20 protein-coding genes and 1 pseudogene are annotated in these 22888 nt (G+C 40.8%); 10 read left to right on the forward strand and 11 right to left on the reverse strand.

The window, feature by feature from the left end; genetic code table 11:
- Nucleotides 1-17: 17 nt before the first annotated feature.
- Both AC21OH_RS11920 and AC21OH_RS11925 read right to left on the reverse strand, forming a co-directional pair.
- Nucleotides 18-173: a hypothetical protein gene (locus AC21OH_RS11920; protein ID WP_487370167.1), complete on the reverse strand. Its 156-nt coding sequence runs from the start codon at nucleotides 171-173 to the stop codon at nucleotides 18-20.
- Between the two features lie 231 nt (nucleotides 174-404).
- Nucleotides 405-1196 carry a glutathione S-transferase gene (locus AC21OH_RS11925; RefSeq protein ID WP_487370166.1) on the reverse strand — a complete coding sequence of 264 codons (792 nt, stop codon included), beginning with the start codon at nucleotides 1194-1196 and terminating at the stop codon, nucleotides 405-407.
- A 186-nt stretch (nucleotides 1197-1382) separates the two neighbouring features.
- On the opposite strand from AC21OH_RS11925, the gene AC21OH_RS11930 reads away from it, so the two are divergent.
- Entirely contained in the window at nucleotides 1383-2261 is an 879-nt protein-coding gene (locus tag AC21OH_RS11930) for a LysR family transcriptional regulator (protein ID WP_487370165.1), read from the forward strand.
- Here the strand turns inward: AC21OH_RS11930 and AC21OH_RS11935 are convergent.
- From AC21OH_RS11935 to AC21OH_RS11945, 3 genes are all read right to left on the reverse strand, one after another.
- Nucleotides 2258-2590: a protein tyrosine phosphatase family protein gene (locus AC21OH_RS11935; protein ID WP_487370164.1), complete on the reverse strand. Its 333-nt coding sequence runs from the start codon at nucleotides 2588-2590 to the stop codon at nucleotides 2258-2260. The two genes, AC21OH_RS11930 and AC21OH_RS11935, sit on opposite strands and share 4 nt — an antisense overlap.
- A 211-nt stretch (nucleotides 2591-2801) precedes the next feature.
- On the reverse strand, nucleotides 2802-3128 hold the full coding sequence (locus tag AC21OH_RS11940; RefSeq protein ID WP_487370163.1) for a protein tyrosine phosphatase family protein: 327 nt from the start codon (nucleotides 3126-3128) through the stop codon (nucleotides 2802-2804).
- A 197-nt stretch (nucleotides 3129-3325) separates the two neighbouring features.
- Nucleotides 3326-5083: a SulP family inorganic anion transporter gene (locus AC21OH_RS11945; protein ID WP_487370162.1), complete on the reverse strand. Its 1758-nt coding sequence runs from the start codon at nucleotides 5081-5083 to the stop codon at nucleotides 3326-3328.
- 461 nt (nucleotides 5084-5544) lie between these two features.
- Here AC21OH_RS11945 and trxC point away from each other — a divergent pair, with 461 nt between their 5' ends.
- Nucleotides 5545-5979, forward strand: a complete 435-nt coding sequence (gene trxC, locus AC21OH_RS11950; protein ID WP_487370161.1) for a thioredoxin TrxC — start codon at nucleotides 5545-5547, stop codon at nucleotides 5977-5979.
- Nucleotides 5980-5995: 16 nt separating this feature from the next.
- Here trxC and AC21OH_RS11955 read toward each other — a convergent pair whose 3' ends face one another.
- Complete coding sequence (locus AC21OH_RS11955; RefSeq protein ID WP_487370159.1) at nucleotides 5996-7366, reverse strand: anhydro-N-acetylmuramic acid kinase; 1371 nt, start codon at nucleotides 7364-7366, stop codon at nucleotides 5996-5998.
- A 292-nt stretch (nucleotides 7367-7658) separates the two neighbouring features.
- On the opposite strand from AC21OH_RS11955, the gene tyrS reads away from it, so the two are divergent.
- From tyrS to AC21OH_RS11970, 3 genes are all read left to right on the forward strand, one after another.
- Entirely contained in the window at nucleotides 7659-8894 is a 1236-nt protein-coding gene (gene tyrS, locus AC21OH_RS11960) for a tyrosine--tRNA ligase (protein ID WP_487370158.1), read from the forward strand.
- A gap of 281 nt (nucleotides 8895-9175) precedes the next feature.
- Nucleotides 9176-9958 (forward strand): TIR domain-containing protein, encoded by a 783-nt coding sequence (locus AC21OH_RS11965; protein WP_487370157.1) that lies wholly within the window; start codon nucleotides 9176-9178, stop codon nucleotides 9956-9958.
- Nucleotides 9959-9967: 9 nt separating this feature from the next.
- On the forward strand, nucleotides 9968-10198 hold the full coding sequence (locus tag AC21OH_RS11970; protein WP_487370156.1) for a DUF1653 domain-containing protein: 231 nt from the start codon (nucleotides 9968-9970) through the stop codon (nucleotides 10196-10198).
- Nucleotides 10199-10341: 143 nt separating this feature from the next.
- Here AC21OH_RS11970 and AC21OH_RS11975 read toward each other — a convergent pair whose 3' ends face one another.
- The 3 genes from AC21OH_RS11975 to AC21OH_RS11985 all read right to left on the reverse strand — a co-directional run bounded on the left by AC21OH_RS11975 (nucleotide 10342) and on the right by AC21OH_RS11985 (nucleotide 12992).
- Nucleotides 10342-11550, reverse strand: coding sequence for a low temperature requirement protein A (locus AC21OH_RS11975; RefSeq protein ID WP_487370155.1), 1209 nt, complete (start codon nucleotides 11548-11550; stop codon nucleotides 10342-10344).
- A 140-nt stretch (nucleotides 11551-11690) separates the two neighbouring features.
- On the reverse strand, nucleotides 11691-12275 hold the full coding sequence (locus AC21OH_RS11980) for a YceI family protein (protein WP_487370154.1): 585 nt from the start codon (nucleotides 12273-12275) through the stop codon (nucleotides 11691-11693).
- Between the two features lie 258 nt (nucleotides 12276-12533).
- On the reverse strand, nucleotides 12534-12992 hold the full coding sequence (locus tag AC21OH_RS11985; RefSeq protein ID WP_486535100.1) for an Mpo1 family 2-hydroxy fatty acid dioxygenase: 459 nt from the start codon (nucleotides 12990-12992) through the stop codon (nucleotides 12534-12536).
- A gap of 501 nt (nucleotides 12993-13493) precedes the next feature.
- Here AC21OH_RS11985 and htpX point away from each other — a divergent pair.
- On the forward strand, nucleotides 13494-14405 hold the full coding sequence (htpX, locus tag AC21OH_RS11990; protein ID WP_487370153.1) for a protease HtpX: 912 nt from the start codon (nucleotides 13494-13496) through the stop codon (nucleotides 14403-14405).
- A 216-nt stretch (nucleotides 14406-14621) separates the two neighbouring features.
- Here htpX and pnuC read toward each other — a convergent pair whose 3' ends face one another.
- Nucleotides 14622-15362, reverse strand: a complete 741-nt coding sequence (gene pnuC / locus AC21OH_RS11995; RefSeq protein ID WP_487370152.1) for a nicotinamide riboside transporter PnuC — start codon at nucleotides 15360-15362, stop codon at nucleotides 14622-14624.
- 208 nt (nucleotides 15363-15570) lie between these two features.
- Complete coding sequence (gene nadR / locus AC21OH_RS12000; RefSeq protein ID WP_486535097.1) at nucleotides 15571-16617, reverse strand: multifunctional transcriptional regulator/nicotinamide-nucleotide adenylyltransferase/ribosylnicotinamide kinase NadR; 1047 nt, start codon at nucleotides 16615-16617, stop codon at nucleotides 15571-15573.
- A 484-nt stretch (nucleotides 16618-17101) separates the two neighbouring features.
- Between nadR and AC21OH_RS12005 the strand changes: the two genes are divergently transcribed.
- The 4 genes and pseudogenes from AC21OH_RS12005 to AC21OH_RS12020 form a co-directional block, all read left to right on the forward strand.
- Nucleotides 17102-17314, forward strand: coding sequence for a PspC domain-containing protein (locus AC21OH_RS12005; protein WP_486535096.1), 213 nt, complete (start codon nucleotides 17102-17104; stop codon nucleotides 17312-17314).
- 457 nt (nucleotides 17315-17771) lie between these two features.
- Entirely contained in the window at nucleotides 17772-18779 is a 1008-nt protein-coding gene (gene glyQ, locus AC21OH_RS12010; RefSeq protein ID WP_487370151.1) for a glycine--tRNA ligase subunit alpha, read from the forward strand.
- Between the two features lie 75 nt (nucleotides 18780-18854).
- On the forward strand, nucleotides 18855-20948 hold the full coding sequence (gene glyS / locus AC21OH_RS12015; protein ID WP_487370150.1) for a glycine--tRNA ligase subunit beta: 2094 nt from the start codon (nucleotides 18855-18857) through the stop codon (nucleotides 20946-20948).
- A gap of 562 nt (nucleotides 20949-21510) precedes the next feature.
- Nucleotides 21511-22575: pseudogene (locus AC21OH_RS12020) on the forward strand (AI-2E family transporter); the annotation flags it as partial.
- Between the last annotated feature and the right edge of the window lie 313 nt (nucleotides 22576-22888).

The following is a 22888-nucleotide window of genomic DNA, read 5'->3' on the forward strand; positions in this document are numbered from 1 at the left end:
ATAACAACTTAAATGAATCAAAAACCACCTTTGCTATAACAAGCTTGGGTGGTTTTTTTGTAGCTTGTCTCGCCATCCGCTTGTATCTGCATTGTCAATGGCGTGCAGACTATCGTGGCCAGAGGCATTACTGTTGCCTCGATACTGCCTCTAGCCACAGTCTGCAACGCCATTGTCGTCAGCAGGATACCGCTCCTGTCAAGGCTAAACCGCACCTGTGAGGCGAGGTTAGCTGTAAGTATTAGTGCTTAACTACTAAGTCATCCGGATTTGCCTATAGTCTGTGATAGGTGTATTGAGCACACTAGATTAAGCTATTTAAAAAGGGTTATTTAGAGTTTTTATCTATGCAATAAACTCGATAATGTTGTAAGTCTCCCTTATATAGAGTCAAAAAATTATATTTAACCTCCCAAAACTCCCTCAAAACTTAATATCTCACCCGCCTCATCTTTCTCAATAACACGAATCTCTTGCAAAGCATCCTCTATCCAGCTCTGTATATGCGGATTATTGAGCATAACCTTCATATATTGTTTGGTCGTCGCTCGCAAGTTTATCCCAGAGTTATCCATGTAGGTTTTTAGGCGCAACACGACAGGGGCATAAAACGCATCGGCAATAGTAAATCTACCAAACAAATAGCTACCCTCAGATTCAGATAAAGCGTTATGGTGTAGGCATTGTTGAAAAATATCTTCGATACGCTCTAAGTCTGCCAGACATGCCTCACTAGGCTTAATTTTTGCTATAGCTCGAATATTCATCGGCATCTCATTACGCACCCCCATAAAGCTTGAGTGCATTTCGCTGACGATACTTTGGCAAAAAGCGCGTTGTTTTTGTTGTGTACTGTCTTTGAGATTCAAATCAGCTTTATCCATATCCGCCCTATTCAGCCCTGACCAAATATCTAAATCAGTCAAATAATCATTAGCGAACAAGCCTATAGCGAGACTGTCAGTAATGGCAATCTGGCTACTAATATCTTGATGGCTAGCGTCATCTTTATTTATTACCAATATAGGCACTTTACGAGTGGCCGAGTATTTATCAAGTACAGGTTTATTTGAATCATCGAATAATTGGATAAGCTGTTCGTCAAACTGGATATCAAACCCTTTTAGTAGTAGCCAACCACGTAATGACCAGGAGGAATAGTTTTTGTTGCCAATGATAAGTAAGGGATTACTCATAGTGAAACGCTCTTTTAGTCAGTTTGAATGTAGGGACAGTATGTCTATTTTATTTAACACTTAACAAACGCAAAATTCTGATATGACCTATAAGTAAAATTAAGGGGCGTAAGCCATTTAACCTATTTAAGTGTGCTAAAGTTGATAGATCAAGCGTTAATAAACCGAAAATTAAGAAGAGCTAATATGGATATAGAAGCCATACGGTGTTTTATAGCGGTGGTTGAGACAGGTAGCTATACAAAGGCGGCAATGCAAGTGCATCGTAGCCAAAGTGCGGTGAGTCAAAAAATGAATAAACTGTCAGAGCAGATGGGCAAAACATTATTTACTCAATCTGGGCGATGGTTAGAACTGACCGAAGATGGTAAGTTTTTTCTTAGTTATGCAAGGCATATTATTAGCCTTTATGATGATGCCATGCGCCAAATGCGAGAAAGCAAAAATGTAATACGTCCGCTACGGTTGGGATGTCCTGATGACTATGTTGAAAACATTTTGCCAAGCGTATTAGCACTTATCCAACAAGTAATGCCGGATATGCCTGTCATTGTCAGTTGTCATAACTCTTTAAGATTACGAGAACTGATTGCCGCGAATGAATTAGATATAGCGATTGTATCAAGAGGTTCTGCTAAGGAAGCAGGACATTTTATAGATGAAGCTCAAGGTGTGTGGGCGTTTAACGGCAATCGTGAAAGTTTGAATACTATATATAAGGAAAAAAAGTGTGTACCTTTAGTGTTGTTTGATGAAAGTTGTCATTTTCATCATGCGGCGGTACAAGGATTGAGTCAAATAAATATTGCGAGCCAAATTGTTTGTAGCACCAATAGCGTTGGCGCGATAAAAAGCTTGGTAATGGTTGGTCAAGGGATTACGGTTGTTGCCAAATGTAGCATTGGAGATATGGTCTTGCTGAATGAGGACAATAACCCATTACCGTTTAGTCTACCCAAAATGCCCAGTGTAGTTATTGAAATGGTCACCGCAGCAAACGCCCATCCAAACTTTGGACGGGCGCAGCTAAAAGAGGTCTGTGATAGATATATCAAACACGTTTAGTCGTCAAGCTTGTCCATTTTTCTAGCCGCTTCATACAAGCCATTGGATCGATTGCCCGTACGACAAAACATTAAGATAGGCTGTTCTGCTTCATTGAAATAATCGGCAAAGTCTTCAACATGCTGAATGTTGAGCTCGCTACCCGCAAATGATATTTCTTTATAAGCCAGTCCTGATTTTTTGGCTGCCGCTTCTATATCAGCACTGGTTGGCTGGTCTGGGGCTTCACCATCTGGGCGGTTATTAATAATGGTTTTAAAGCCTTGGTCGGCAATTTCTTGAACTTGCTCTGGAGTTATTTGCCCTGTAAAACTAACTTGATGTGCCATATGTTTAGTCCTTTTAATCGTTTGATAATAGAGAGTAGGTAAATTTTTTGATTTAAGGTTTTGAGCTAAAAGGTTTTTCTGAATGTTCTAGCTCGATGTCTTTAGCTTAATGTTTCTAGCTTTATAATTCTAATTCAGTGCTTTTCATTCAGAGCTTTTCATTCAGAGCTTTTCATTCAGTGCTTCTAATTCAGTACTTCTCATTCAGTACTTATAGCAAACCTTGCATGATTGCGCTTTGATATAGCAATTTCGCCCGTGCGCCTGATCCGCAAAATAACATAATAGGTTTTGGCATTTTATGATATTGCTCAGCAAAGCGCGTAATAGTGGCGCAGCTTAACCGCTCTTCATCAAAAGGAATATAGCAATACGCTAAGTTCGCTTGCGCGGCGGCAGAATTCAAGGTGTCGCTTGCAGGCTGGTTGTGTACCTCGTTATCAGGACGGACGTTTATGATAGAGCGATAGCCTAGATCAAATAGTTTACGACACTGGACAGGATATATTTGTTTGTAGATGGTTAAAGAGTCGGTCATATTTTTAGCATTATTATTAAAGTATTGAGTTATTATTTAAATAAGGGAAGATTAACTTAAAATTTGTGGCGTCATTAAAGCATAGGATCAGTGAGTAGTCATTAATTATACGCACCTAAACTATGCTCGCACTTGTCACCATAAATAGCAATCTCATTGTTTTTATTGAATTATACTGCTAATAGCAGGCTTTTATTCTATTCGCCTTCTTTTTGTTGAATGGTTGGGATAATGTCGTTTTTAGGGTCATCATCGGTTAACAAAGTGACTGCTTGTACTGTGCTCAAAAATACGCGTCCGGACAACTCTTGGATGATAGGGGTGTGCTTAATAACATCCATGATAGGCCCTTTGATCACAGCGTAATGTAAGCGTCTGTCTTTCTCAATTAGCTCTCTATTTAGCGTAATGAGCATCTCTTGAGCGGTTAGATCAATATGGTTGACAGCGGACATAATCAGCACCAAATCGCGTGCTTTTGGATAAGCATTCAACGCATTTTGAATTTGGGTATGTACCGAGTCGCTGTTACCAAAGAATAAGCTCTCATCCACACGCAGTATTAACAAATTATCATAAGTAATGACGTCGTGACGATTAATATTACGAAAATGCTCAGTACCAAGCAATCGGCCAACCACAGCAATATGTGGCTGGCTAGATTGCCATATAAGACCAGCAAATGACACAATGATCCCGACCACCAAACCTGTGTTTAAGCCAAAAAGCAGTACCCCAGCAAAGGTTGCGACGTAGCTTAGGGCGTCTAATTTATCAGTTTGGTAAGCGGCTTTAATGGTTTTTAAATCAATGAGGCTAATGATGGAAGCCATAATCATAGCCCCTAAAAGGGCATAAGGTAGAGGCGCTATGATCTTGCTTAATATGAGTAAGGTTGCCACCATGACGGCGACAGTGATGATGCTTGCTAATGGGGTTCTAGCGCCAGAGTCGACATTGATGGCGGTACGCGAAAACCCACCAGCCACAGGAAAGCTTTGAGTCAGGCCGCCAGCCATATTTGCCAGTCCCAGACCTCTAAGCTCTTGATTAGCGTCAAACGACTCTCCGCGTAGACGCGCATAAGTACTTGCCACCGAACTACTTGATACAAATGCAATAAGCGCCATCAACCCAGCAGTCGGAAGCAATGAAATAACTTGTGATAACGAACTTGCGTCTGGCAATACGATACGCGGTAGGCCGCTTGGAATATCCCCGATAATGTGAATACCATAGCTACCCCAATCACCGATATGGCTGGCAATAATGGCCACAATGACGACCAATAGAGGGAACAAACGGCTCATCCATTTGGCTTTTGACTCTGAGAGCCACGAGCCCCACAGTTTATGACTGGCATATCGATTGAGTATGAATAATACCAATGCGGTCAAACCCAGTATCAATGTAGGTCCGTGCAGCTGATGCCACTGCTGGGTTAATGAGGTTAATGAGTTGGGTAGGGTAGTACTAACGATTGGAATATCTGTTATATACTTAATTTGACTCAAAAAGATAAGAACAGCTGCACCACTTACAAACCCGGCTGAGACGCCGCGGCTGATAAACTGCATAATCCAGCCAAGCTTTAAACGTCCTGCAACCCATAGCAAGATACCGATCATGCCTGCCAGTAAGCTTGCTAATAAAGCATATTGAGCACTTCCTGGTTCAGCATATCCATGTAGACCACTGGCTGTCATAATGGCCGTGATAGCCACAGCACCGACTGCTTGCACATTACTAGAGCCAATCCAAGCGTAAGCCAATACAGGTACAATTGATGCATACAGCCCGTATTCAGGAGGTAGGCCTGCCAGTACGGCGTAGCCCAAACTTTGGGGGATAACCAATACGCCCACCACCAATCCTGCAATAATATCAGTCGACAAATGGGCAGATGAATATTGTGTGAGCCATGTCGGCAATAGGCGGGAGGGTATGCGAGACATAAGTTCTCAGACCTTCAAAAGCGTCAAATAGCGACAAATAAACGGTTGATTGATAAACTGTTTATTCCTAAGCAGTTAATTGCTGAACAGTTAAGCGATGAACAGATAATATAAAAAGTAATAGATAATTGACCATTATTTTGTCAGATTAATTTGTATAAACACCTCTATTCTAACAGCATTTGTGGGTCAAATAAGTTATTGGCTTGCAACACATCTTAAGTCATATAAATTAAGCATTCTAGATAAATAAAAAAGATACTACGCTCATAACTTAACCGTTGAGGGCTTGATAATTTATTGCCCTGCTGTCATAAAAGTATTATATAGTCGAACCACTCTTAAAGTGTTACAGCGTTTAACTCGCTTAACCTACGCTAGTAGTACTTGCATACGCTTGACTTGTACCACTGTTAAGATTGATTGACTAAAGTTAACTGTGAATAAACAAGGATATATCTATGTCAACTTCCTCATCACATCTCGTGTGCCCTAATTGTGCTGCCACCAACCGTATTCCTAATGAGCGTCTGAATGAGATGCCTCAGTGCGGCAAATGTAAACACACTTTATTGACCTCAGCTCCCGTCGTTTTAACAAGTCAAACCGCAGCAAAAACCATTCAAAAGAACGATGTACTTACTATTGTTGATTTCTGGGCAAGTTGGTGTCAGCCTTGCCATATGATGGCGCCTGAGTTTGAGAAAGCGGCAAAACAGCTGCCCAATGTGGTGTTTACTAAGCTACAGACAGATCAATTTGAACAGGCTGCGGCGCCGTACAATATACGCAGCCTGCCTACCCTAGTAGCGTTCAAAGGTGGTAAAGAGATTGGCCGACAGTCTGGTGCTTTGCCAAGTCATCAAATAGTGCAATGGGTACAGTCTTTAGGCTAGTCTTTAAGAGTTTGGTTTAAGCAAAACAAACCTGCCCCAATACCACAGCTTTATTGGCACCAGTAACCGCAGGCAAGTTACCTGTTTCACCCATAATGGTTTGGCGAGCCAACCACGCAAATGCCATGGCTTCTACCCAAGTCGGCGCTATCCCAAACTCTTGACTGGTGCTGACTTTCCATTGGGGCAGTAGCTGAGCAATACTTTGCATTAATGTCTTATTATAAGCGCCACCTCCGCAAACTATGATATTGCCCGATTTCAATTGTAATCGCTTTTGTTCCGCAATAATCGCTTCGCAAAGAGTTTCAGCGGTAAGCTGGGTTAAGGTCGCCTGTACAGAGGCGGTATCAACAGGCTGCTGAGTGTCTACATTAGCCACGTTCGACTGGTTAAGACTAAACTGTTCAAGTTGTTCGGTCAGCCAAGGTAGGTTGAAGTCTTCTCGACCTGTACTCTTAGGAGTGCTAAGGCTAAAATAAGGATGAGCTTTTAGCTGTGCGAGTAGATCTGTATTGACAGTACCAGACTGTGCCCATCTGCCTGACTCGTCATATAGTATTTCAGAATCAGGGTGATTGCTTTGATACCAAGCATCGAGCAAAATATTGGCAGGTCCAGTGTCGTAGCCAGTAACCTTATCTTTATGCTTTGCTGGCAAGACGCTTATATTGGCTATACCACCAAGGTTAACCACTATAAGGTCGTCATGACTATCATTATCTCTGTTACTATTACTATTATTGTCATTGTCACTGGCATTTTCAGAAGCAGCAAACTGAGCCAAATGAAAAGCAGGGGCTAGAGGTGCGCCTTGGCCACCCACCGCCATGTCTCTACGACGAAAGTCAGACACGACACTAATGCCAGTACGTTCAGCAATAATATTTGGGTCTACCAGTTGTAAGCTAAAGCCTAAATTCGGACGATGGCGAACCGTTTGACCATGGCAGCCAATGGCCAAGATTGACTCTGCTGAGAACCCTGAGCTTTTGAGTAACTCATCGACCACGGTACTAGCAAATTCAGCATAGGCCTTACTAGCCCATCCAAACCATTCAAGCTCACTTTGAGGCTTAAGATGTGCAATAGTGCTAATATCTAATTGATCAAGCTGCTGCGTTCCATTAGGCTGACAAAGCGCTAATAATACGCTACGCAGGTCATCGGGAAAGTCTTTGGAGTGAGTGGCGACGATTTTTTCACAGTCATTGTCATCAAACTGGCTTATGACAGCATCCATACCGTCCAAACTCGTACCAGACATCATCCCAATATAATAACCCGTATCAAAGCTTTCAAACAGCGTCTGATTTAACACCTCACTAAAGTCATCTGTCATAATTGCAGGGTTCGAATCATCATCGTGCTCGGAGATATTTGGCATGAAAAGACCTAGTTGAAATATTGAATAAAGGTTAAATAAACAAGAAATCAAATTATATACAAGAAGACATACCAGTCTAAGGCGTGCCCCTAATCAGAGAACGATTAAACGGTTAGGATGTTACCCTCACTAAGCTTTGACTTCTTTGACTATAAGTAGCGATTCTAGCGGTATTATACTAAAGTGACTGATAGATTAAACTGACTATAGTATACTTTGTCCATCTTAACATCATTCGTCATAACATCTTATCCACTCAAGTTATCAATTCAAGACCCGTAAAGAGGAAATCATGAGTACAGCGTTATCAGAGCAAGCAGCCAAAGCCTTATCAATAGACGAGCAACTGGCCATCATTCAGCGTGGGACGCACGAGATACTTTCAGAAGAAGATTTGATTGCTAAGTTAAAGCAAGGCCGTCCACTCAAAATCAAAGCAGGGTTTGACCCCACCGCACCAGATTTGCATTTGGGACATACGGTATTGATCAACAAGCTAAAGCATTTTCAAGATTTAGGCCATGAGATCTATTTTTTGATTGGCGACTATACTGCCAAAATTGGTGATCCCTCTGGTAAGAATGCAACGCGTCCGCCATTGACTGATGAGCAGGTCATGGCCAATGCCAAAACCTACGCCGAGCAAGTATTTAAAATCTTAGACAAAGACAAAACTCATGTGGTGTTCAACTCGCAGTGGTTTAATGACATGAGCGCAGGCGAGATGATTCAGTTGGCAAGCCAGTTGACCGTCTCTCGTATGCTTGAGCGTGATGACTTTGCAAAGCGCTATGCGGCGCAAACCCCGATTGCGATTCATGAGTTTTTGTATCCATTAGTGCAAGGGTATGATTCTATAGCGCTCGAAGCGGACGTAGAGATGGGCGGTACTGACCAAACCTTTAACCTATTAATGGGTCGCACCTTGCAAGGCCGTTATGGTCATGAGGCGCAAGTATGTATTACCGTACCGATTTTAGAGGGGCTAGATGGCGTCAATAAAATGTCTAAGTCGTTAGGTAACTATGTGGCTATCGATGATGCACCGGGTACTATGTATCAAAAGCTGCTCTCCATGCCAGATACGCTTATCCGCCGCTATTATGAGTTTTTGAGCTTTAAGCCGATGGATGAAGTCGATGCGCTAATGAAAGAGATGGAAGCGGGACGTAATCCACAAGAAATAAAACGCATTCTAGCCGAAGAGTTAATTGAGCGTTTCCATGACAAAGAGGCGGCCCAGAACGCGCATAAGTCAGCAGGTAACGTCTTAGCGGATGGTGAGCTGCCTGTCGATCTACCAGAAGTAACGCTTGAGCTTCCTGATGGTCAAGATGCATTATTCATCACCCAAATTCTAAACCAAGCCGAACTTGCCAAAAACAACGCCGCTGCCAAAGACATGCTAAAACGCAACTCAGTCAAAGTCGACGGTGAAGAAGTACATGCAGGCTTTAGCTTAACCTCAGGACAAACCGTTGTGATTCAAGCGGGCAAAAAGGCGTTTGCTAGGGTGACGGTGGCTTAATACTGTATTGTTTAGCAGTATATAGTAGCTATTCCTGCTTTTTGCTACTATCTGTGGGTCTAAGTGAGGCGAATGGCTAAAGCTTGGAGTGTCTCTTACTTCGTGAGCCACCCCAAGCTAAGCCCTCGCAGCTCACTCATCGCCACAGTATATCCGCTGCAATCGGGGCTAGCGGTCACGTCATATTCTTGTTTAAATTTATCGTGGTTAATGTGATTGTTTGTCAAAGATGACTATATAAGCATTAAGGTGCTTTTAAAAGACTAATAGGACGTTAGAATATGAATGAAATTCAAATTCTTGAGAATCTAAAACAGGATTTTCAAAAATTAACTTATGAAAACCATGATAAACAAGAAGGCCTATCTATAAGGTTTAAAACCGTAACTAGAAAGTTGTTGGGTGATAATACAGAGCATATAGCAAGTTTTGATAGAATTAGTTTTACGCCAGGTATTATTTCTATTAGTGGAAGTAGCAATCGAGCTAGGTTTAAAGAATCATGGGAAAGAGGGCATAAAAGAGCTTTAAGTCTTATTGATGCTGTTATAGTAGATTCAAAGCTGTTTGCACAAAGAATAGAAACGATAGAGAAAACAGAACCAACAACTATGGAAGCTAATTCTAAGGTTTTTATTGTACATGGTCGCGATAATGAAGCTAAAATTGATGTCGCAAGGTTTATAGAACGTCTAGAATTAGAAGCGATCATTTTGCATGAGCAAGCAAATTCGGGTGCAACCATTATTGAAAAGCTAGAAAAGTATACTGATGTTGGTTTTGCTATTGTGCTTTATACGCCATGCGATATTGGTTCTGTTAAGACTGATTTGGATGATCTTAAACCTAGAGCAAGACAAAATGTAGTGTTTGAACATGGGTTACTTATTGGCAAAATCGGTCGTAACAATGTCGTTGCACTGGTTAAAGAAACTGTAGAAATTCCTAATGATATATCAGGTATGGTATATGAAACTATGGACGATAAAGGTGCTTGGAAATATCAGGTTGCAAGGGAATTAAAAGAGTCTGGCTATGCTATTGATATGAATCTAATTTGTTAGGAAACGGCTATGAATCAACATCACGTGCCCCAAGGTATCTACCGCCATTACAAGGGCAGTCTATATCAGGTGCTGCATACCGCCCATCATTCTGAAACAGAAGAAGATCTTGTAGTCTATCGCTGTCTGTATGGTGAGTATGGGGTGTGGGTACGCCCGCTAGAGATGTTTACCGAAACCATAGAGCGAGATGGCAAGCAGATACCTCGCTTTGAGCTAATCAAGCCGCTTGCGGATTAAGTCGTCTTAATCTAATAAAAAACAGCTATCATAAAAAAAGACAGCGTAAGTGCTATCTTTTTCATTTATCTTGTTCATTGCTCTTATTACTTGGGCTGCTCTTTAACTCGTTATTAGCCCATTACTATTTCGTTAATATCCCTTTAATGCAAGGCGCTTTGACTTCGATTAAAGTTGAAAGTCATTAAGATAGGCGCAAGTACGCTAAGCCAAATGCCATAGGTAATGGGCAGACCGAGTACAACGGCATAAAAGCTAATGCCAATGATAGCTAAAGCGATGAGTAACGTCAGAATATTATACTGCGAGCTGCGACAGATCAGGCGGCGCAGCACCCATAGGATAACCAAAAATGCCGCCAGTTGAAGCATTACCATACCCATAGCATAGGGCATCGTTACCGCATGGTGTACTGACTTAGCAGAGGCTTCGACTGCATAATCCATCGCATCGGGGACTAAGTTTAAAGCGCTGCCAATACCTGCTAGTGAAGCGAAAATAAAAAAATGTCCATACCCAAAAGAAATCAAATCATGACGTCGTCTCTCTTCTTTTAAAATAGCATCAAATGGTACGCTAAAGTACAGCCACCATAATGCAAATAAAAGCGCTACCATACCTGACCCTGTGACCAATATATCGCTGGCGTTGTAAGCAGGATCTGCTAATAAATAGCGGATGGTGCCACTTACTCCTAGAATTCCTTCACCCAATACGATAATGGTTAATAGCCCATACCGCTCGGCTAAATGACTAGGGTGCCAATTATTAAATTGCTCAGCACGAGCCCAAATAGGCATAATTAGCTCAGCGATGACAAAGACAAAAAGTGCCGGCGTTTGTAGTACAGGCGGTAAAAACAGCCAGCTGATCCACATGGCCTGTAAGCCAAGTAGTCCAATGATACTGCGTCTAGCAACTTGTCTGTGCTCAGGTAAGTGTTTGTAGACCCGATACCACTGGCTACAGCTTGCAAGGCGCATAATGGCGTAACCGGCGACGCCTATCCAAATAAGGCCCTGATCAAAAAACCGACTAATATTGGCCGCTATCAACAACGAGCCAAACATTTGCATTAAGACGGAAAGACGATAAGGCGTATCGTCGGGATCGTAGCCTGAGCCAAACCAAGTGAAACTGGTCCACGCATTCCATAAGATAAAAAATGCTAAAGTAAAAGTAATAAACCCACTTAAATCATGTTCACTCAACCGATGATAAAAGCCTTCTGCCGCGGCAGAGACGGCGATGACATATACCAAATCAAATAATAACTCGAGTGTAGTTGAAGCGCGATGTGGCTCAGTTGGGTCTCGAGCATAAATTCGTCTGATGTTGGGCATAAAATTCATGCGTGATTTTCCAAGTATGGCGTTTTAATACATTGTACTTAATATAGCAAGAATATTAGCAGTCAAAAATAGAGTATAAAAAAAGGCGATACTCAACTATGAAGTAGCGCCTTCTTAAAAAGCTTAATCATATATAGATTTTATTTTTTCAAACCAGCTTCGATTTGAATTTTAAGCTTAATATCCTTCATCATGCCGCCATCAGTGTAGGTGTCGATACCCCATTTAGTTCTGTCGATAGTGGTTTCAAAATCGCCACCACATACTTGGGTTTTTAGTAAGGGGCTATCATAGCAGTTAAACTTAGTGGCTGTCAGTGTAACAGGGTGAGTCTGATCAAGCAACGTAAGATGCCCATTCACGGCAGCAACTTTATTGCCATTAAATACCCAATCTGTAGACTTGAAGTAAGCTGTTGGATATTCCTCAACATTAAAGAAATCAGCAGACTTTAAATGGTCGTTAAACTTGCGATTACCAGTATCAATACTGCTAATTGGAATCGTAACCCCAACAAAGCCTTCACGCTTATTAGGTTCATACTCTACAATACCTGTTAAACCATAAAAACCACCAGCGTTGGTAGAAGTACCGAAATGATCTACCGAAAAACGTGCGTTGGCATGATGCGGGTCAATTTCATAAGTAGCGGCATTACTGGCCACACTTAACGTACCAAGTCCTGCTAAAACGGCGATAGTGACAGCATTTTTTAATATTTTCACAGTTAATCTCCTTATGATGATCCTAAAGCTTAATAATTGACTTAAACTATTACTAGATAGATAATTAAGTACGCATAAACATTTATTAGTAATACTTATATTTAAAGCGATAAAGTTTAATAAATATATAAGTTTAGCACACACAAGGCTACTGCTGTTTGAAGCAATTTGGTTGTATTTTAGTATATAAAATACATATCAAACTGATCAAATATGCATCCATGTTCACCGATACGTATAAAACTTAAACAGTCTGACTCAAGCAGTCTGAGTAGGTTTAATTTTACGACGTAAAAACAAAGTATTGGCAACCCAAGCTGGTCCGATCAGTAAGAACTGTAGGTCTTCAAAGAAAGAAGGTTTTTTGCCTTCTATTTTATGCCCGATGAACTGACCAATCCATGCCACGACAAATACAGCCGCCCATCCTTTAAAGCCAATAGGTAATAGGGCAATTACTGAAAAACAAATCAGCGTAAATATGCCCATTGCAACGAACATAGGCGGGGACAGTTTGAAGTAAAATATGGCTATCAACATGGCGACCACGATAGTGAACCATGCAGCGACTGACATCCCCATACCTAAAATACTGGCAAAAATGGTAGGAACGCACAGCCAGTGAATGGTTTTATTAATTGGGTTTTGATGGCTAACCGCATAGTCAGCAAGCCATTGTTCTAAGGAGCGTTTGGTAGATTGCTTACGAGATGACATCCTAATGTCCTTATTAGTGATGAATGTAGAATTCTATTATTGCAGGTAGCTAGCTTGTTGTAAACACATAGGTAATGTAAACACATAAGTTAATTGCATAGCCTATCTGCTTGATGTTCAACTTAATTTTTAATTTATAGATAAGAGAGGCGCCCTAGATTGAATGACGAAGTAATATTGAATAAGTAAGTTATAGTTAATCAGCAAGAAATATTGAATAAAGACCTCACCACCCCCATTTTATTAACTAACATAAGTATTTAAGTATTTAAACAAGAGTAGGACAACAGCAGCAGTAAACCCAGTTATATCGGTTATCTTTATTTAAAAGCTATTTAAAAGCTATTTAAAAGCTATTTATAAGCTATCTAGCATAAGTTATTAGTCATAAGTTATGTGACATCATTTAATGGATACATTCTACACCGTTGAATGATACGGAATGATTAAGTAATATGGGCGTTGACGTTGTATTGAAACTTTGAAAAGGAAGTAAAGCGTATGATGCGTGTGGGGTTATTTTTATTAACAAACTTAGCAGTGCTGGTTGTATTCGGCATTGTATTTAGTATTTTGTCTAGCGTCTTTGGGCTAGGGTCTGTACATGGTGTGGGCGGTCTGAATCTAGGTAGCTTAGCGGTAATGTGTGCGATATATGGCATGGTAGGGTCAATGATCTCTCTATTATTGTCAAAATGGATGGCAAAGCGCTCAACAGGGACAGTCGTTATCGACACTCCAAGTAACGCCACAGAAAAATGGTTGATGGATACAGTGGCAAAGCAAGCCAAAGCAGTCAATATCGATATGCCAGAAGTAGGGATTTTTGATAATGCACAGCCAAATGCCTTTGCAACGGGTTGGAATAAAAACAAAGCCTTAGTTGCCGTGTCTTCAGGACTGCTACACTCTATGACGCCAGATGAAGTAGAAGCTGTGTTGGCGCATGAAATTGGCCACGTCGCTAATGGTGATATGGTGACTTTGGCGCTGATTCAAGGGGTGATAAATGCCTTTGTGATGTTCTTTGCACGTATCGTGGGTAGCTTTGTAGATAGAGTGGTATTTAAAAACGAAGATGGCCCCGGTATTGGGTATTTTGTCACCAGTATTGTGATGGATATATTGCTTGGATTCTTAGCATCCGCCATTGTGATGTGGTTCTCGCGTAAGCGTGAATACCGTGCTGACCAGATGGGCGCAAAGCTTGCAGGCCGTGACAAAATGGTAAGTGCGCTTGATGCCCTGCGACCTGTTGAAGCCAGCCCTGCCCAAATGCCAGATAACATGAAGGCGTTTGCGATAGCGACCGGTCAGACGCAAAGCTTTAGCATTGCTAACTTCTTTCGCTCGCATCCTTCATTAGATGATCGTATTGCGGCGCTTAAAGACTATACGCCTAACAAGGTTTAATTCATTTGTGGTAAGATTTATTTGATCATTGGCTTGATTTATTAAAGTATAACCTGCTCCAATAAACTCTTATCTATAAAAATACCGCGAGAGAGTCGCGGTATTTTTTATGGAACATCGTATTTAATACCTCACTCTAATGTATTATATAAAGCACGCAGTACCTAACATACAGTCTAAAGCATACAGTTGATAACGATGAGGTTTATATGGCTATTAAGACGTGCTATCACGGGCGTTTCGTTGCCATTCATACAAACCAACAAAAGAATTAATTTGATACACCATAGTTTGAATGGCAAAAATATAATTGCCCGTCATGAGGTTTACAATTAGCCATACGAAATTAACCATAATCCATATCCACCAATTAAATGAATAACGCAGAATCATAGTAGCTTGCGCCGTAATGGACAGTATAAAGGCAAAGACGTTAATCCAATAAAAGTCTATCTTACCTAAGAACTGACTGCCATCATTTTTAACGACCGCATAACCTTGATGCGCAAGCCATTCGTTGACTATAGGGAATAAAGCCAAGCCAATAGCAATAAAAGCAATGGTCACCATCCATACCCACTTGGTCGCTGACTTGGGTATCATATTACCATCAGCATCTGTATTTTTAGACCAATAAAACAAGCCATACACATGCGTAAAGAAATTAAATAAAGGAGCAAGCATTAAGCCAACAGCGCCAGAGGTAGCTTGCACCACCACTTCACCAGCGGTTGCTGCCATACCCAGTCCATTACCCATTACGTTTTTGCGAAAGGATAGCGATACCACACAGACTAAGCCGACCAATGAGACGCCCAAATAAAACCAATCTAACGTCTCATGCTCAGTAGTTAGCCAAAACCCTGAACTCAATGCAATAACACCAAATAAAAACCATGCAACAATCCATTGCATGGCCCATTTTCCCGTAATATTATCCAAAAACTTTATGCGCATATGAGTCCTTTATAGTTGTGGTTCTGGTTTAGAAGGTGTGATTAACATCCATAAGTTAATGTGAATCGATGAAAGTTAATGTGAATCGCTGAAATCCTGAATCAATGACCTACCGTAACCGAATCTCTAAACACATAACCAAACCACTAGCTTGATGAGAGACGTTAGGGCGATAATAGCAAAATTTGATCGTTATGATAAACCTTACTTAGCGCGTTGTATTATAAATATTTTTGTCAATATAATTGATGGCATCGGCATAACGCTGGAAATAGTCTGGGCTAGAGATACGGAAAGTATCTATATTATGACGATTAAAAATATCTACCAAGCGACTCTCAAAACGGTCTCGGGCTGTTTCAGAGCCCAGTGAGCGCATACCATCAGCAACCCAAGGGGTGTTATTGGCCAAAAATAAAGTATGATCGAAGCGAAACTCTTCAATACACGCCGTGACAAAAGGATGAGTACGACCTTCGTATTCTTCACAAAACGCTTGTGTCGTGACAAAGTCAGTATCCACAATTGTAATAGGCGCTTGCGCTTGGTACATGATCTCACGCATGGCTTGGGCGTGGTCAAGTGCAATTGGACCGTAGTCGTTATATTGCAAACCCACCTCAGTACCCCCTAGATCGGTACCGACATACAGCCTACCCATTTCTAACACCAAGTCAGCGCCGTAATAATTGGCAAGTTTGTGCGCCAAAGTTGTTTTTCCAGAGCTTTCACCGCCAACGATAGCGACTGTTCGGGTGTAACTGCCACGAGCTTCGGGATGAATAATGTCCCAGTTGGCAATCGGGTTAAAATGAATCGCTGTACTATCAAACTCAGGATGAAGAGGGGTGCTGGTGACGTCCATATTTAATGACGTAGTCACCGCAGGTTTAGATAGGGGGTGACCTTCGGTAACCAGTAATACGTTATCTTTATCTATCGAAAATTTATCTTGAATATAATCGATTTTGGCGTTGTAGGCATCAATGTTAATTGTAATGTCTTCAACACTATCATGTACTGGGAATGAAAAATCATCGCACACATGAATCCTGATAAAAGGAAGATCGCTACAGGCCATCTGCAACCAGCGCGCTTTGTCTTGCAAAGTCACTGGAAACTTAGGATTCGGGTTGGGGTGCCGGGTTATCACAATATGCAAAACTTCGACCAAAGAAGAAGCATGCAAAATAGTGCGAATATGTCCTAAATGTAGGGGTTCGAAATGTCCTATCATAAGTCCGGATTTTTGCATAACTTGTCCTTAGAGCGGCTTATTAAATGTATATGAACGCAAATATATTATAGATCTTGTCGAGGGTTATATTAAGGGAGTTTATTCTACAAAATTCAATCTACAGGTTATATAAAATTATAGATAGGCTGCTTGATATTAAATTCTGTTAATTATTAATAGTCCAATAGAATCATATAGTTACATTGTACATCTGTTTTATGCTTTAGTGACAGTTGCGAAAATTTGGAAAGATTCTTTGACTACAAACTTACAAATTCCTTATAAAGGATAAACAGCATTTTTACTCAATTTAGCTATAATAGAACGACATTGGATATTTGAGATATTCTAAATATCTCCGCACAAATATATTAATTTATTTATGAGTTATAGGTTAAATAATTGACAGCTATTATCGGTATCATAGCGTTAATTTGTCGTGGTGTTAATAGTGTTTAAGTAGCTTTGGACGGATATCTCATTATATAAAGGAGTTATGTAAATGCAAAGACTTAATAAATTACATCGTTCACGTAATCATAAAATGATTGCAGGTGTGATGGGCGGTATTGCAGAATATTTTGGTTGGTCACCTAACTTAACTCGTATTTTATTCGTGATTATTTCGAGTGCAAGTACTGGCGTACCTGGTATATTAATCTATTTAATTTTATGGCTAATAATGCCTAAAGCATCTGTAGATTCTTATGTTTAAACATTTTTAAGTTTTATGTATTACTTAAAAGTTTATAGTTATTGGTTTGAAAGTACAGGGTTAGGGTTTTAAGGTAATTTAGTTTAAGCACCTATTAATTCAAGCATTTGTTAATTTAAGCACCTATTAATTCAAGCAACTTTTTACCTTTTACATTATAACTTTCAAAAATATCACAACATCCCTTATTATAGCTAAATTCCTAATAATTAAATTAAAGTTCCGATTTGTTTTCCTCCTGCCTAGATGGCTAACCATCTAGGTATTTTTTTGTGTACATTAGTGCCTTTGTATCCTAATGCTCGAATATTGCGCAGACCCTAGATAAATTCGCGTTTTTTTAGTAAGGTTAGCGTATTAAAAATTATGTATTTATATCAAAATATACAAGCTTTATTATTTGTTGATCATCAACCCTTATTTTTATTATTTCTTTCTTTCAAAACATGGCTATTTTATGACATTTCAAGAACTCATTTTAACGTTGCAAACCTATTGGGCAGATAAAGGATGTGTGGTATTACAGCCATATGATATGGAAGTGGGTGCAGGCACGTTTCATACTGCCACGTTTCTACGCTCATTAGGCCCAGAAATTTGGAACGCAGCGTATGTGCAGCCGTCACGTCGGCCTACGGATGGCCGGTATGGTAATAACCCAAATCGTCTACAGCACTATTATCAGTTCCAAGTGGTGATGAAGCCTAATCCTTCCAATATTCAAGAGCTTTATTTGGGTTCACTTGAAGCCATAGGTATCGATACGCTCACGCATGATGTGCGATTTGTAGAAGATAACTGGGAGTCGCCCACACTAGGGGCGTGGGGTCTTGGCTGGGAAGTTTGGCTTAATGGTATGGAAGTCACTCAGTTTACGTATTTTCAGCAGGTGGGCGGGCTTGAATGCTTCCCGGTGACGGGTGAAATTACATACGGCCTTGAGCGTTTGGCTATGTATATCCAAGGTGTCGATAGTGTTTATGACTTGGTGTGGACCGATGGTGAATTTGGTAAAGTGACCTATGGCGACGTGTTCCACCAAAATGAAGTAGAGCAATCTACTTATAACTTTGAACACGCCGATGTACCAAAAATGTTTGAACTATTTGATTTTTATGAGCAGCAAGCGGATAAATTGGTAGCAGCGGATCTTCCTTTGCCAGCATATGAGATGGTATTAAAAGCGTCGCACACCTTTAACCTATTAGATGCTCGTGGCGCAATATCAGTCACGGAACGTCAACGCTTTATTTTAAGAGTGCGTACCTTGGCGCGTAAAGTTGCGCAAGGTTATGTTCAGGCACGCGCAAAACTTGGATTCCCACTGGCAGATGAGGCGCATAAAGAAGCGGCTTTGAAAAAGTATTTACCACATGAGAGTGCTGAAGCTTGCGAGAAGCAGGATGGCAAGAAAGACGGGAAGAAAGACAAACAAGCCATTAAGAAAGGCGGCAATCAAAAGTAGATCACGTCAAGCCTGCACACTTGAACTCAATAGCGAGATAAATATTTATAACATCTTATAATCACAGAGAGCCACATGAGCACAATTTTATTTGAACTTGGTAGTGAAGAGCTGCCACCAAAGAGTCTAAAACCCCTACGCGATTCGCTAAAAGCAAGCGTTGAGAGTCAACTAAAAGACGCCAATATTAGTTATGATCAGATCAAAGCTTTTGCCGCACCACGTCGTTTGGCCATCCAAATTGAGGGCATTAGCGAAAAGCAGCCAGACCGTAGTGAGCAAAAACGCGGTCCAGCCGTTAAAGCCGCTTACGATAGCGAGGGCAACCCCACACGCGCAGCACAAGGTTTTGCTAAAGGATTGGGCGTAGATGTAAATGACTTAATAACCATCAATACCGACAAAGGGGATTACATTGGTTATGATTTAACTGTACATGGTCAAGCAACAACTGAGCTATTGCCTGCTATTTTTCAAACTGCATTAGACAATCTACCGATTGCCAAGCGTATGCGCTCTGGTGCTAGTCGTGAAGAGTTTGTGCGTCCTGTTAAGTGGTTGGTACTTATGCAAGATGATCAAGTTATTGAAGCAAAAATTCAAGGCTTAACGTCTGCTAATCAAACCTTAGGACATCGTTATCACTCCCCAACTGCGTTTACGATTAGTCATGCTAAAGATTATGAAAGCCTGCTTGAAGACAATAAAGTGATAGCAGATTTTGATCGTCGTCAGCAAACCATTTTAGAGCGAGTTAAATCATTAGCAGATGAGGTTGATTCGCAGCCCATCGTGCCGCAAGAGTTACTTGATGAAGTTACTTCATTAGTAGACTTGCCGGTAGCACTACGAGCCAGCTTTGAAGAGCGGTTTTTGCAAGTGCCTCAAGAAGCTTTAATCAGCACCATGCAAGCGGATCAAAAGTATTTTTGCTTAACTGATAAAGACGGTAAGCTACAACCTTACTTTATTTTCATCAGTAATATTGAATCCAAAGACCCAAGTCAAGTGGTTAGCGGTAACGAAAAGGTTGTGCGTCCACGCTTGGCAGATGCTGAGTTTTTCTACCTGCAAGATCAAAAGCAGCCACTAATTGAAATGGCTGAGAGTCTAAAAACACGCGTATTCCAAGATAAATTAGGCACAATTTGGGAGAAGTCTGAACGCATTGCCAAACTTGCAGCCTCAATTGCCTCACTATTAATAGAAGATAACATAGAAGGTTATACTGATATTGATATCGCGCAAACTAAACGCGCTGCGATATTGTCTAAAGCTGATTTAACCAGTACCTTAGTTGGTGAATTTTCGGAATTACAAGGTATTGCAGGTACCTATTATGCGCGATTGAATGGGGAGCCAGAAACCATAGCAGCGGCTATCGAAGAGCAGTATTTACCTAAGTTTAGTGGTGATGTATTGCCGCAAACGCCAATCGGTATTTGCTTAGCATTGGCCGACCGTTTGGATACGTTAGTCGGTATCTTTGGTATTAATCAAGCGCCAACGGGATCAAAAGATCCGTTTAGCCTACGCCGCTCAGCAATTGGGATACTGCGTATCCTGATTGAAAAACAGCTGCCTATTAATCTAGATAAGCTAATTGAGCAAGCCATTACAAATTACGAGGGTAGGCTCGAAAATAGTGAGGAAACTTTAACCCAAGTTATTGATTTTGTGAACTCACGATATCGTGCTATGTATGTCGAGCAAGGTATGAGTGTTGATACGATTCAAGCGGTTTTAGCCATCGACCCCGCTGTACCAATGGACTTTGACCAGCGTATCCATGCGGTAAGTGCATTCCGTAAGCTGCCTCAAGCGGCCACCTTAGCTGAAATTAATAAACGTGTGGCCAATATTTTAGCCAAATCTGAAGGTAAGGTTAGTGATAGGGTGACCCAAAGCTTATTAAAAGAAGCGGCCGAGCAAGCGTTATACAATGCCGTAGTCAAGGCACAAGAAACAGTCGCGCCGCTACAGTCCGAAGCTAAGTATAACGATATTCTACAGGCCTTAACGAAACTTGAATCACCCCTTACCGATTTCTTCGATAATGTAATGGTGAATAGCGACAATGACGCGTTGAAGTCTAATAGATTGTCCTTGTTAAAACAGGTACGTGAGTTATTCTTGACGGTTGCCGATGTCGGCGAGTTACAGATTTAATGACATCCTAATTGGTTTTTAAAAATACCAGTCTTTTTAAGAGGGCATAACGTTCGATTATGTCCTTTTTGATATCTAACGTTTGAAAATTTAACCTTTTTTGATATATAACTCCCTATAGTCAAAGAACTTTAAAGTAGTCACAAGGCAACCGAGTGCAAGTACTACTAGGGTAGGCTTAACGAGGTTAACACCGTGACTCTTTATAAGTTCGCCGACTATATGTCAAGCTCACTGAACTTATTAACGGTCGTGTTTGCACTCGTTTCCTCAATATTTTGACTTTAAGATAATGTGTTAGATTCTCAGCAGCTCTAATGCTCTAGCAGTAATATTGTAAGTAATAATTACAAGTTAGCATTACTCATTTATATGACTTTATCGCATAATATTAAGCGTCACTCTTTGACATTATTCTTTTTATCATAACTCTCTTAAGATTATTTTTTATTTTATCGAATCTATACTTTCGAACCTTATAGTATTAAATATTATAGTATCGAATCTGTGGCATCGTATTTGAGGCATTGTTAAGACTGTATTTCTTTAGGTATGCGTTATCATGATTGAAAACTGGACACGTGAGCTGGTTACGCAGCGAATATTAACCGCAACATTGTTGGTTATCTTATTTATACTGTGTTTTAAAGTGGTACAGTTTTTCATCGTGCCTGCACTTTGGGCAGCGATTTTGGCTTATGTGACATACCCTCTTTACAATTTCTTTTATCGAAAAGTTAAATTAAGCTCTGATATGAGCGCCGGTATCATGACGGTGACTGTATCACTGATTTTAGGCGTACCCATCGTGCTTGGGCTGTTTGTTTTACAACAAGAGGCGCTTAATTTGTACGGTACATTATTACACCGTATCAAAGCAGGCTATGTTGATTTGCCAGAAGAGATTAAGAACTTACCTGTCATTGGGCAACAGATCAAAGATATCTTGTGGGAGATAAATAAAGACCCTGAAGCTTCATTAAATGCATTTAGAGCGTGGATGCAGTCGCATTTGTATTACGGTAAGGTAGCGTTAGATGTGGCGTTTAGTACCATGGCAAAGCTAGGTATGGCGCTCATGACGCTGTTTTTCTTTTACCGTGATGGTATCAGTTTGATGAAACAAATTCGTCAAGCGCTGCGTAACATTATTGGCAATCGGATTGATAATTACATTGATTCGGTAGGATCTACTACCCAAGCTGTTGTGTATGGCATTGGTTTGACTGCTTTGGCGCAGGCGTTTTTGGCAGGTATTGGCTACTATTTTGCTGGGGCGCCAAGTCCAATTTTGTTAACGCTAATGACCTTTGTGATTGCGTTAATCCCGTTTGGTACGCCTTTTGCTTGGGGCGGGGTGTGTATTTGGCTATTTACTCAAGGAATGGCTGCTGAAGCAATTGGCTTAGCGTTATGGGGGACTTTGGTTATAAGCTGGGTAGATAATTTAATTCGTCCTATCGTCATATCAGGCGCTACTAAGATTCCTTTTATCATTATCTTTATTGGGGTGTTAGGCGGATTAACCGCTTTTGGATTTGTCGGTCTGTTTATTGGGCCTGTGGTGTTAGCCATTGCTCTGGCTGTATGGCGCGAATGGATTAATGAGCACCGTAATGTGATTTTTGCGCCATTCTATACCAGGCTCCATCGTCACCAATGGACGCCTGCAGAAACCCCTGTGTCATTTGAAATATCTCCTGATGTGGTCTCGTTTAGTAAATATCCGTTCGCAGATTCTGCTTTACATCGTGTAGAGCAAGGTTTAGAACAGGGTTTAGACAAAGAAGCGACGCAAACGCCTTCTGCAGCTGACCCAAATGCTAACCTTGATATTAATGAAGCCAGTAACTCAAATGCTAGTAGCTTAAAGAAAAACAATATTGTCGTCATAGGCAAAGCGCCTGACTTAGAGGATTCCGCTCAGGTAGATACAACCG

Source organism: Psychrobacter sp. CX10 (genome assembly GCF_057621575.2).